10 protein-coding genes are annotated in these 12243 nt (G+C 67.7%); 3 read left to right on the forward strand and 7 right to left on the reverse strand.

The features are described from left to right. Positions 1–64: 64 nt before the first annotated feature. Positions 65–994, forward strand: a complete 930-nt coding sequence (locus AC1U2B_RS01830; RefSeq protein WP_480215449.1) for an AraC family transcriptional regulator — start codon at positions 65–67, stop codon at positions 992–994. Here AC1U2B_RS01830 and AC1U2B_RS01835 read toward each other — a convergent pair. The 6 genes from AC1U2B_RS01835 to AC1U2B_RS01860 all read right to left on the reverse strand — a co-directional run bounded on the left by AC1U2B_RS01835 (position 991) and on the right by AC1U2B_RS01860 (position 7432). Further along, a complete protein-coding gene (locus tag AC1U2B_RS01835; protein WP_480215739.1) occupies positions 991–1845 on the reverse strand; it encodes an SDR family oxidoreductase in 855 nt (284 codons plus the stop codon). The two genes, AC1U2B_RS01830 and AC1U2B_RS01835, sit on opposite strands and share 4 nt — an antisense overlap. Before the next feature lie 32 nt (positions 1846–1877). Further along, on the reverse strand, positions 1878–2795 hold the full coding sequence (locus tag AC1U2B_RS01840) for a LipP1 family hormone-sensitive lipase (protein WP_480215450.1): 918 nt from the start codon (positions 2793–2795) through the stop codon (positions 1878–1880). 31 nt (positions 2796–2826) lie between these two features. Next, the gene (locus tag AC1U2B_RS01845) at positions 2827–3627 is read right to left on the reverse strand and encodes an IclR family transcriptional regulator (RefSeq protein WP_043393948.1); all 801 of its coding nucleotides are present in this window, start codon (positions 3625–3627) and stop codon (positions 2827–2829) included. A gap of 253 nt (positions 3628–3880) precedes the next feature. Beyond that, positions 3881–5344 carry an FAD-dependent oxidoreductase gene (locus AC1U2B_RS01850; protein ID WP_480215451.1) on the reverse strand — a complete coding sequence of 488 codons (1464 nt, stop codon included), beginning with the start codon at positions 5342–5344 and terminating at the stop codon, positions 3881–3883. After that, positions 5341–6249, reverse strand: a complete 909-nt coding sequence (bphC, locus tag AC1U2B_RS01855) for a biphenyl-2,3-diol 1,2-dioxygenase (RefSeq protein WP_480215452.1) — start codon at positions 6247–6249, stop codon at positions 5341–5343. The genes AC1U2B_RS01850 and bphC overlap by 4 nt, the downstream gene beginning before the upstream one ends. A gap of 1 nt (position 6250) precedes the next feature. Continuing rightward, positions 6251–7432: an acyl-CoA dehydrogenase family protein gene (locus AC1U2B_RS01860; protein ID WP_480215453.1), complete on the reverse strand. Its 1182-nt coding sequence runs from the start codon at positions 7430–7432 to the stop codon at positions 6251–6253. Between the two features lie 815 nt (positions 7433–8247). Here AC1U2B_RS01860 and AC1U2B_RS01865 point away from each other — a divergent pair. Together AC1U2B_RS01865 and AC1U2B_RS01870 are read left to right on the forward strand one after the other, a co-directional pair. Then, positions 8248–9855: a flavin-containing monooxygenase gene (locus AC1U2B_RS01865; protein WP_480215454.1), complete on the forward strand. Its 1608-nt coding sequence runs from the start codon at positions 8248–8250 to the stop codon at positions 9853–9855. Next, complete coding sequence (locus AC1U2B_RS01870) at positions 9855–10655, forward strand: mycofactocin-coupled SDR family oxidoreductase (protein WP_480215455.1); 801 nt, start codon at positions 9855–9857, stop codon at positions 10653–10655. The genes AC1U2B_RS01865 and AC1U2B_RS01870 overlap by 1 nt, the downstream gene beginning before the upstream one ends. A 75-nt stretch (positions 10656–10730) precedes the next feature. Here AC1U2B_RS01870 and AC1U2B_RS01875 read toward each other — a convergent pair whose 3' ends face one another. After that, positions 10731–12167, reverse strand: coding sequence for a WS/DGAT/MGAT family O-acyltransferase (locus AC1U2B_RS01875; RefSeq protein ID WP_480215456.1), 1437 nt, complete (start codon positions 12165–12167; stop codon positions 10731–10733). Positions 12168–12243 lie beyond the last annotated feature (76 nt).

Here is a 12243-nt window from a genome sequence, read left to right on the forward strand (position 1 = left end):
CCATCGCCAAAAGGCTCATTTACATACGCGAGCGTCTACATCGGCCATCGTCTAACGTGGATGCGTGGACGCCCTGGCGGGATTGCTGGAAGGGCCACGCGCCCGTGGCGCGTTTCTGATGCGGTCGTTGCTCGACCCGCCGTGGTCGCTGCGGGTGGAAGACCAGGCTCCGCTGACCATCGTGGTGGTGGCCCGCGGATCGGCGACGGTGTTGCCGGACGGCGCGGCGGGCCGGGACCTCGAGGCCGGCGACATCGCGATATTCCGTGGGCCCGACGGTTACACCGTTGCCGATGACGCCGCCACCGCGCCTCAGGTCGTCGTGCACCCGGGCCAGGTCACCACGACCGTGGACGGTGAACCACTGTGTGAGGCACTGAGTCTCGGCGTCCGGAGCTGGGGTACCCGCCAGGATGCCGACACGCTGCTGATCACCGGTGCCTACGAGGAGGTGGGCGCCGTGTGCCGCCGGCTGCTGAGCGCGCTGCCACCGCTGGTGGTGGTGCGGCGGGGCGAGGTCAACGGCATGCTGGTGGACCTGCTGCTCGACGAGATGTCGTGCGACGAACCGGCGCAGGGCGCCGTGCTCGACCGGATGCTGGATCTGCTGACCATCGCGGCGCTGCGCAGCTGGTTGGCCCGCGAGGATGCCCCGGCCTGGTATCGCGCCTATCGAGATCCGCAGGTGGGCACGGCGCTTCGGCTCATCGAGAACAACCCGGCACACCCGTGGACGGTGGGCTCGCTGGCCGCCGAGGTCGGGCTGTCACGGGCGGCGCTGGCCCGGCGGTTCACCCAACTCGTCGGCGAACCGCCGATGGCACTGCTGACCGAGATTCGTCTGGCGCTGGCCACGGACCTGCTGCGCGGGTCCGACGCCACCATCGAAACCGTGGCGCGCCGGGTCGGCTACAGCACGGCCTTCGCGCTCAGTACCGCGATCAAGCGCCGGTATGGGATGAGCCCCAAGGCAATTCGCGCCGAGTTCGCCTAGCGGGTCTTGGCGAAGCGGCGGTGCCGCAACACGTACTGCGGGATGCCGCGCACGGGGACGCCCTTGGGCCAGCTGTCGGGCCGGAAGTAGGCGTCGGTACCGCCATCGACGAAAATGACACTGCCGCACAGGAAGTCGGCGGAGTCCGAGAGCATGAAGGTGATCCAGTTGGCGAGGTGCACGGGATCACCGAAGTTGCCGGTCGGGATGGGGAAGGCGCGCACGGCCTTGCCTTCGCGCGGCGAATCGAGCTGAGCCTGCAGCAGGGGCGTCATGATGGCCCCGGGCGCCAGCACGTTGAGCCGGATGCCGCGGCCGGCCCAGTCGGCCGTCACCGCGGTCTGCCGGACCCAGCGGGTCACGGCGATCTTGGAGGCGGCGTACATGAGCGCGGAAGCGCCGCCACCGAAGAAGCGCACGGCCCGGGCTGCGCGGTCCGCGTCGCCGGCCAGCAGCGCGCGGATCGCGCGGCGGGGGACCGCAGGCACCGTCGTGCTGGAGTTGCTGCCCAGGGCAACGACTTTCGCGTTACCGGTGGCCGCGAGCGCCGGGCGCCACGCGGTCAGCAGGTCGACGGCGCCGAGGTAGTTGATCTGGGCGATCAGGCGGGCGCGGTCCTTGCCGTCGCCGGGGCCGATCCCGGCGGCCAGCACGGCGCCGTCGAGCTTGCCCTCGGACAGTTCCAGCACGCGGGTGGCGGCGGTACGCCGGCCGTCCGCGGTGGACAGGTCGGCGATGACGTCGGTGTCCTTGAGGTCGACCCCGATGACCGTATGACCCTGAGCGCGTAACTGTTCCGCTGCTTGGTATCCCATGCCGGATGCCGAACCGGTCACAGCGTAGGTGCCGATGATGAACTCCTCGATAGGTGGGGAATCGCCGTCTAGTTGGCGAGCAACTTGGTCACTGCGTCGGCCACGTCACGACGGGCACGGTGTGCGATGTCGAGCACGGGCATGGTCAGGAAGCCGTGAATGGCACCGTAATACAACTCGGTGACCGGCACGCCTGCGTCGCGCAGCGCCTCGGCGTAGGCCAGGGCCTCGTCCCGCATCGGGTCGTAGCCCGTGACCACGAGCACCGCCGGTGCCACTCCGGCGACGGAGGCGGACAGCGGTGCCGCGTAAGGGTTTTCGCGGTCGGTGGTGTTGGGGACATACTGGTCCCAGTACCACTGCATGGCGGCGGTGGTGTTGTAGTAGCCGGTGCGGAACTCGTGGTACGAGCCGTAGGTGAAATCGGCGGTCAGCACCGGGTAGAGCAGTACCTGCGCGGCCAGCGGCGCACCGCCGCGGTCACGGGTCATCAACGCGGTGACCGCGGAGAGGTTGCCCCCGGCGCTGTCGCCACCGACCACGAGCTTCGCCGGGTCGCCGCCGAGTTCGGCGGCATGGGCGGCGGCCCACTGGGTGACGGTGTAGACGTCTTCTGCGGCAGCCGGCCACTGATGTTCGGGCGCCAGCCGGTAGTCGACCGAAACCACCACGGCAGGAATCGAATTCGCGAAGCTGCGGCACAGTCCGTCGTGCGAGTCCAGATCGCAGAACACGAATCCGCCGCCGTGGGCGAACACGAAGATCGGCAGCGGCCCGCCCGGCTCATCGATGGTGGGCCGGTAGATCCTGACTCGGATGCCGTCGACCTCGGTATCGGTGACCGAGCCGACCGGTTCTGGTTCGGCAGGTGGGACGTACCGTCCGCGGATGGCGGCGCGCGCTTGCGCGCCGGTCATGTTGGGCAGGTCGGGGAAGCCGCAGTTGAGTGCCTCGAGCAGGCCGGCGATCTGCGGATCCAGGCTCATGCGCGATCCGCTCGCGCTACTCGCTGGTGGCTCACGCGTACTGGAGCGCCGGACCCATGCGCAGCGGGCGCATCGGCTGCAGCGTCGGTGCCACGCGGGAATCCTCGGCGTTGCGCCAGATGCCCATGGCGGTCATGCGCACGGGCGCGGTCAGCTGTTCGAAGGCCATGCGGTTCATTGGACCACACACGGAGACGGCGGCGACGGCCTCACCCTGGCGGCCGATGGGCGCAGCGACACAACCGAATCCGGGCACCGACTCTTCGCGCTCGAAGGCGACACCGTGGGCGCGGACCTTGGCCAGTTCGGTGGCGAGCTGGGCGCGGTTGGCGATCGAGTACTTGGTCTTGCGGCTCATGAGGTCGACCTCGGCGTCCTGGTTGTAGGCCAGGATCGCCTTGCCGACGGCGGTACAGTGCGCCGGCTGGCGGCCACCCACCCGCGACGGCAGCACGGTCATCATGCCGTTGCCGACCTTCTCCAGGTAGACGACGTCACCGCCGTCGAGCACGGCGAGGTGGACGACCAGGCCGGTGGCGCGGTGCAGTTCGTGCAGCAGCGGGCCGGCGGCCCGGTGCAGGCGATCCTGGTGCACGGCCAGCGAGCCGAGCTCCACCAGACGCATCCCCAGTTCGTAGTCGCGGCCGTTGCGGCGCAGCCAGCGCAGCTGGACCAGGCGCTCCAGCATCCGATGGGCGGAGGAACGGGGCAGACCCGTGCGACGCACGATCTGCGCCAGGGTCAGGCGGCCCGGGCCGTCGAACGCGTCGAGGACCAGCGATACCCGGTCGATGACCGCGCTGGGGGTGGTGGATTCGACTGCTGCTGTCATGTCGGCCTCCGAGCTCCGTTGCTTCGTGTGCATATTCCTATTAGGAATATGACTGTTTGTATCACACGCCGGTGGGGCTTGTCACACATTTCGCAGGAGCGCGGCAGAATATATGCACGACGAAGTGCCCCAAGCCGGCCGGCAGGGGGCACTTCGTGTATCGATTTCGCAGCTCATGGCCCAAATCTGGGACACGATCCCGTGGTTACCATGGTGGCGACACGCGCAGTGACGACACGCCGGACCTGCGGTTTCAGCTCTGCGCCGCGGACCTCCCGGCCCGGCGTCCGTAGAAGCTGCCGTCGCCCAGGGAGACGCCGCTGGCATAACCCCAGGCGGACAGGCCCGCGGCGCTGCGCCCGGCGGCGAAGAGGCCGGGAATCGGCTCGCCGCTGACATGCAGCACCCGGCCGTCCAGCGTGGTCAACAGGCCACCGAGGGTGAACCCGCCGGTGCTGTTACGCAGGTCGATCGCGCCGACCGGTGATCCGATGGGACGCAGCCACTGCGGCTTCTTGTGCAGCAGCGGGTCCTCGCCGCGCGCGGCGTGCTCGTTGTAGTAGGCCACGGTGTGCTGCAGGACGCCGTCCGGCAGCCCGATCTCGGCTTCGAGCTCGGCCACCGTCTCGCAGACCCAGGTGGCGGGGCGGCGCAGGAACGGTGTCGCAGAGGTCGCGGCCATCGCCTCCTCCTGAGCATCGCCGTCGATGATCAGGTAGGCGGCGTTGTCCTGGTAATACAGCGTCTGCTGGCCGATGCGCCCGGGATAGGTGTCCTCGGCGATGTAGCGCTGGCCGAAACCGTTGACCAGGATGCCGCGGACCAACTGCTGCGGGTCGCAGAAGAACGCCACCTCGGTGGCATCCATGTGCGCCAGGTCCGCGCCCAGAACTTGGGCCATCCGGATGGCCCGGCCGTCGTGTTGCTCGATGCTCGCCGCGGGACGGCCCGCGATGCGGGGTGCGTACTGCGCCACCATCTCGTCGCTGTAGGCGAAGCTGCCCGAGGCGAGCACCACGCCGCGGCGGGCTTTGATGGCCACGGTGTCGCTGTACCGGCGCGCGACGATGCCCACCACCCGGCCGTCGGCCTCGGTGATCAACGACTGCACCTCGGTGTCGTACACCGACCGGACGCCCTGCGCGGTCGCGGTGTCCACCAGCGGCTTCATCAGCATGTAGCCGCCGCTGCGTTCGCCCGTCACCTTGCCGACCATCTGCGGCACGTGGCCGCGCGGCGCCGGGGAAGCAATGGTGTTGTACGGGAAGGCATTTTCGCCGCCCGTGAACATCAGGCCCTCGTCGCCCGGCGGCTCCCAGCCCGGTTCACCCCAGAACACCGGCTTGAACGGCACGCCGCAGCTCACCAGCCAGTCGTAGTGGGCCACGCTGCCGGCGCAGTAGTCGTCGATCCGGTCGGCATCCGCGCCCGGGCCCATGGCCACCTTCAGGAAGGCGGCCATGTTGTCGACGGAATCCTCGAAGCCACAAGCCTTTTGGAGCGCCGTGCCGCCGCCGAGATAGATGAACCCACCGGCCATGGCGGCGGCGCCGCCCCAGCCGCCGGTGCGCTCGACGACCAGCACGTCGGCGCCGCCGGCAGAGGCTTCCACCGCGGCGGCCGCGCCGGCGATGCCGTAGCCGACGACGACGACGTCAGCTTCGTCGTCCCATGCGGTGATGGACGACGCCGGGACCGGAAACAGGTCAGTGCTCATGGCAGCATGGCCCGCGGCGGAACGCCCATCCACTCATGGCCCCAGTAGCTGTCGGCGGTGATTTCCTCTGCGGTGTAATGCCGTTCGTCGACCGCCATGCCCTCGGTGCCGAACTCGATGTCCCAGTCGCCGGGCGAACGCACGTAGAACGAGACCATCTTGTCGTTGGTGTGCCGGCCCAGTGTGGAGGACAACTGGAAGCCGTCGCGGTTCACGCGGTCGAGTGCCTGCCCGACGGCGTCGAGGGTGTCCACCTCGACCATGAGGTGGATCAGCTTCGGGTCGCGCAGCGTCGCGGCCGGGCAGATCGCCAGGCTGTGGTGCCGCTCGTTGATGCCGAGGAACTGCACCCGCAGCGGGCCGAACTCCGGGGGAGCGGGCACGCGGAAGGCGCCGCGGGGCAGGAAGCCCAGCACGTCGGTGTAGAAGTCGAACAGTCCCTTGGCGTCCTGTGCGGGCAACACCACGTGACCGAGGCCGAGGCCATCGGTGACGAAGCGGGCACCGAACGGCGTGACGACGGGGCTGTGGTCCAGCACCGCACCGTGGAACACCTCGACGTCGTTGCCGGCCGGGTCGACGAAGGCGATGACCTCGTCGACGCGGCGGGCGTCGGCCTCTTCCAGCGACAGCTGCTTCCACGGCACGCCGGCCCCGTCCAGGGTGGCCTGCACCCGGCGCAGTGCGGCGCCGTCGCGGACCTCCCAGCCCACGGTGACGATGCGGTCGGCATCGCCCGGCACCACGATGATGCGCGCGGTGCGCTCGTCCATCCGCAGGTACAGCGCGTCGGGGTCGGGACCACTACCGGTCGCGAAACCCAGTACCTCGAAAGCGAATTGGCGCCAGCGCTCGATATCGGCGGTCTGAACCTTCACATAGCCCAGGCTCTTCAGATCGGTCACGTCAGATCATGCCCCGCAGCGGGCCCTGGGGATCGACGCCCAAGCTGCTCAGCGCCGACGCGTGGAACGTGGTGCCCGGGACGTGGATGGCGTGCGCCTGGCCGACGTGTGCGTCACGCCAGTAGCGCTGCAGCGGCTTGTCCATGCGGGTGGCGTTGCCGCCGCAGCGGGCGAAGATTTCGTCGACCGCGGACACCGCGCGCCACACCGACCGGATCTGGGTGCGCCGGCCGGCGGCGCGGTCCTCGAAGGACACCTCCTTGCCGGCGTCGACCATGTCGTAGATGCGGTCGGCGTTGGTCAGCAGTTCCTGGCGGGCGGCGTTGATGTCGGCCGCGGCCTCACCGATGGCGTACATGACGTAGGGGTCGTCCTTGATGGCCACACCACTGGAGTTGACTCGTTCGCGCTGGTAGTCGAGTGCGGCGCCCAGGGCGCCCTCGGCGATACCGATGACGGCGGACGAGATGCCCAGCGGGAACATCGTCGACCACGGCATCAGGTACAGCGTCGAGGTCATGCCGGCCTCGCGCTGGGCGCGGCCGTCCATCACCTTGGTGGCATCCATGGTGCGGTAGGTGGGGACGAAGGCGTCCTTGACGATGACGTCCTTGGAGCCGGTGCCGCGCAGGCCCACGACGTTCCAGGAGTCCTCGACGATTTCGTAGTCGCTGCGGGGCAGGATCATGTGCAGCATCTGCGGCGGCATGAGGGGCTTGCCCTCGGCGTCACCGAGCATGGCGCCCAGGAAGATCCACTCACAGTGGTCGGTGCCCGAGCTGAACTGCCAGCGGCCGTTGAAGATATAGCCGCCGTCGACCGGCCTGGCCACGCCCTGCGGGGCGTACGGGGAAGCCACCCAGGTGTCGGTGTCGGATGCCCAGATCTCGGCGGCGACCTTCGGGTCGGCGTACGCCAACTGGTAGGGGTGCACGCCGACCACGCCGTTGATCCAGCCCGCGGCGGGATCCAGGGCGGCCGTCGCCATCACGGTCTCCGCGAACTCGCGCGGATGCACCTCCAGGCCGTCGTATTCCTTGGGCTGCAGCAGCTTGATATTGCCGGCGGCCTTCATCATCTTGACGGTCTCGTCGGGCAGCTGGCCCAACTTCTCTGCTTCCCAGGCCTGTTCGCGAAGCTGGTCGGCGATGTCACCGATCTTGTCGATAACCCGCTGGGTCATGGTTGTTTTCCTAACTCCTGTGATGGGCTAACCAATGGTTTACCGCACCCGCTGCGCACCGGGAGGCTGTTCCCGGTGAGCGGGCGAAATTCCGTTACCCGAAGTCGAACCGGGTGTTCTCGGCCATGTCACCGAGTCTCGGCGCCGGTGACCAGTTCTGGTCATGGGCCGGTCCGATGATCGGGACAGGTGGTGGTGGAGCGTCCGATGATCGGGACGCTGATGACCAGCATCCGCTTGATCGGTAGCAACACCGATGGGTATCTCATTGTGTCGCATCAGTTTTGGGATTCGCCGGCATCTGCGCCGTCGGCAAACAGGGCGTTCGGTGCCGCAGGCGGGACTTATGGCTCTGGGTGTCGGACCGATGGGCCCTACAGCGTTGGCCCGGATCGGCGGATCATTGACCGGGATTAGGTGACGACCAACTGGAACAGAGGCAGTGCGATGGCTGAATCGGTGCGACGTAACGCGCTGGCGACAGCTGTCGCCGTCGCGTCAGTGCTCTTCGGTGTTTGTGTAGCCGCGATCATGCACCCGACCACCATGGCAGAGCCGCCCGGCTGCTGGGGTCCCGCCGGTGTGGACTCTGACTGCTTGGGACCCGGCCCGTACGGGCACGGCCAGTGGGGGCCGGAACCGGGAACAATGGGACCGGGCCCCATGATCGTTCCCGGACCCTCGGGCCCTGCTTGGGCTGGACCCGATACCGTCTGATCTCTGGCCGGTCCGATGGTCGAGACGGGTTCCGGCGGGCCGTCCGTTCACCGGGATGCTTCGTACAGCGTCATCCGGAGGACGGCTAGCTTCACACTATGAGCAGCGCAGAACAGGTTGACATCGTCGTTGTCGGTGCCGGGTTCGCCGGTCTTTACGCACTGCACAAGCTGCGGTCGGAGGGCCATTCGGTCGTGGTGTTCGAGGCGGCCTCCGATGTGGGCGGCACCTGGTTCTACAACCGGTATCCGGGCGCCCGTTGCGACGTGGAGAGCATCGACTACTGCTACTCGTTCGACAAGGACCTGCAGCAGGAGTGGACCTGGACCGAGAAGTACGCCACCCAGGCCGAAATCCTCACGTACATCAACCATGTCGCCGACCGGTTCGACCTGCGCCGCGACATCCGACTCAGCACCCGCGTCACGTCGGCGACCCTCGACGAGGAGACGCTGCGCTGGACGGTGACCACCGATACCGGCGAAACCGTGGACGCACAGTTCTGCATCATGGCCACCGGTGCGCTGTCGGATCCGCTGCTGCCGAACATTCCGGGCGTCGAGACCTTCGCCGGCGAGACCTATCACACGGCGAACTGGCCGCACGAGGGCGTCGACTTCACCGGCAAGCGCGTCGGCCTCATCGGCACCGGGTCGTCGGGCATCCAGACCACCCCGATCGTGGCGGCCCAGGCCGCCGAACTCGTTGTCTTCCAACGCACCCCGAACTTCTCCGTGCCGGCCGGCAACGAGCCACTGACGGCTGAGCGTGAAGCCGAGGTCAAGGCCAACTACGACGAGCGGCGTGAGCTGTCGTGGCGCAGTGGTGGCGGCTCGCCCCACCTGGCGCACCCGAAGCTCACCATGGAACTGTCCGACGAGGAGCGCCGCGCCGAGTTCGAAAAGCGTTGGCAGCTGGGCGGTGTGCTGTTCAGCAAGACCTTCCTGGACCAGATGGTGGACCCGGTGGCCAACGCCGAGGCCAAGAAGTTCTACGACGAGAAGGTGCGCGCGGTCATCGACGATCCCGCGGTCGCCGACATGCTGATCCCGAACGACCACCCGATCGGCGCCAAGCGAATCTGCACCGACACCAACTACTTCCAGACGTTCAACCAGCCGCACGTGAAGCTGGTCAGCGTGAAGCAGACCCCGATCGAGCAGGTCGACGCCACCGGCATCACCACCACCGAGGACCGGTTCGACCTGGACGCCATCATCTTCGCCACCGGGTTCGACGCTCTCACCGGTGCGCTGGGGCGCATCGACATCACCGGCCGCGGCGGCCAGAAGCTCAAGGACAACTGGGTCGACGGGCCGCGCAGCTACCTGGGCCTTGGCGTCGACGGCTTCCCGAACATGTTCCTGGTCAACGGGCCCGGTGCGCCGGCGGTGCTGGCCAACATGGTGCTGCACGCCGAAGCTCACGTGAACTGGATCGCCGACGCGATCGAGTACGTCGGGCAGCACGGCTATGCGGCCATCGAGGCCACCACCGATTCGGTCGACGGCTGGAACGCCGAACTGGTCCGCCGCGCCGACCAGACGCTGTTCCCGAAGGCGAACTCCTGGTACATGGGCGCGAATGTGCCCGGCAAGCCACGGGTTTTCATGTTGTTCATCGGTGGCTTCGCCGCCTACAACGACATCTGCGCCGAGGTTGCGGCCGCCGGGTACAAGGGATTCGAACTGACCAAGGCCGGTTGATGTCAGGGCTGCTGAACAAGGTTGTCCTCGTCACCGGTGCCGCCCGCGGCACCGGCCGGGCGCACTGTGAGCGATTCGCCGACGAGGGCGCCGACATCATCGCGCTCGACGTCGAGAGTGCCGCAGCCGATTTGGCCGATCTTGCCGACGCGGTGAAGCTGCGCGGCCAGCGCTGCTACACCGGCGTGGCCGACGTGTCGTCGTTCGACGAGGTGCAGGCCGCGGTCGATGAGGGGGTCTGGGAATTCGGCCGGCTGGACGTCGTCGTCGCCAACGCCGGCATCCATTCGGCGTCGGCGCCCTCCTGGGAGGTGAGCGCCGAAGACTGGCAGCGCGTCATCGGGGTCAACCTCACCGGGGTGTGGCACACGGTCAAGGCCGGCGTTCCGCACTTCGGGCCGGCCGGCGGATCCGTGGTGATCATCAGCTCCACCAACGGACTTCGCGGCACCGCGAACACCGCGGCATACACCTCCACCAAGCACGCGGTGGTCGGTCTCGCCCGCACCCTGGCGAATGAGCTGGGGCCCAAGCGGATTCGGGTCAACACCGTGCATCCCGGCGCCGTCGGCACCCCGATGGTGCTGAACCTGGAGACGTTCAAGCGCATCCGGCCCGACCTGGAGAACCCGACCGCCGACGACGTCGCCGAAGTCCTTTCCGCCCGCAACCTCTTGCCGGTGCCGTGGGTCGAGCCCGAGGACATCAGCAACGCGGTGGTGTTCCTGGCATCCGACGAGGCCCGGTACATCACCGGCACCCAGCTGGTCGTCGATGCGGGTCTGACGCAGAAGGCGTAACTCGCTCGAACGTGAAGAAGGTGGCGACGAATTGCAGATTCGTCGCCACCTTCTTCACGTTGGGGGAAAAGCGGTTTAGCTGCGTCCCTTCGGGGACTGCTTGCGGGCAGGTGCGGCCGGGGGCTCGACGAGGCCGGCCGCGATCTCGAGTTCCACGAGCGCGGGTTCGATGGCGTCGGCCATGGCGTCGATGTCGTTGGCCATCTCGGGAGTGGTGACGAAACCGAAATCGATCCGGTCCCGGTAGCTGAAGCAGGTGATGTTCAGCCCCACGTCCATCACCAGGGGGCCCATCGGCATCATCTGCTCCAGGACTGCGCCGTCCATGTACAGCGGCACGGGCGGTCCCGGCACGTTGGAGACGACGAGGTTCATCGGCTTCAGTGTCCCGCCGAGCTTGCTCGCGGTGTAGGCCCGGGCGGCCAGCGCAACCAGACCGGGCGGCGTGGTGTCGGTCAACCCCATGATCTGGTGTGCCGTAAGCGCTTTCGCCATTTCTTTCGCGCTCTGCGAACTGGTGTAGATGGCTTTGATCCGCTCGGCAGGGTCGACGATGTCGGACGCCAGCGATACCGACATCGCGCTGACCTGATTGCCCACCTGATCGCTGGAGCTCTCGGTACGGGTCGACACCGGAACCTGGGCGATGAGTGACTTGTCGGGGAGCTCGCCGCGGTCCTCCAGATACTTGCGCATGGCGCTCGAGACCAGCGCCAGCACGACGTCGTTCAACTTCACCCCGAACGCTTCCTTGACCGCTTTCACGCGCTCCAGGGACACGCCGGAATTGCTGACCCGACGGTGCGGCGAGATGGGGCCGTTGAACCGCGTGGGTGGCGCGTCGAAGTAGCCGGGCGGCTTGTTGGCGACGCTGAGCGCCGCGATCTGCTGGCGCACGGTCTGTTCCAGGAAGCGCACGACCCGGTAGGGCGTCTTGATGCCGATGTTGATCAGCCCGCCCAGCGCCTGCAACTCGATCCCGGGCGCTTTGACGCCGACCAGCGACCCGCTCGGCTCAGCGGCCGGCGGCCGCGGGGTGGGAGTGAAATCCAGCAGAATCTCTCCGAGCCCCGCCCCGGATACGCCGTCGATGATGGCGTGGTGCATCTTCATCAGCACTGCGACCCGGCCGCCTTCGACGCCTTCGATGAACCACAGTTCCCACAGCGGCCTGGAGCGGTCCAGCTTGTAGGACATCAGCCGTCCCACCAACTGGTCCAGCTCGCGGCGTCCGCCGGGCGCCGGGACCGCGATGTGGCGCACGTGGAAGTCGAGATCGAGTTCCTCGTCCTCGACGAACCACGGCCTATCGAGGCCGAGCGGGGCGCCGGTGACCCGCCAGCGCAACTGTGGCATTTCCGGCAGTCGCGCCGCGACAAGTGCTTTCACCGACTCGAAGGTGAAATCCGGTGCGTCGGTGGGGTCGTAGATCGACGACGCGGCGACATGCATGTGCCAGCTGTTGGTTTCGGCGAACCAGAAGGTGGCGTCGGCACCGGACAAGCGATTCATGGGGCTGATCCTAAGGCGCTGGTCGAGGTGCTGGCTCGAAATCGGCCGTTTGGTACGAACTTCGGGGTGTGATCGT

The organism is Mycolicibacterium sp. P4_G11 (genome assembly GCF_056555145.1).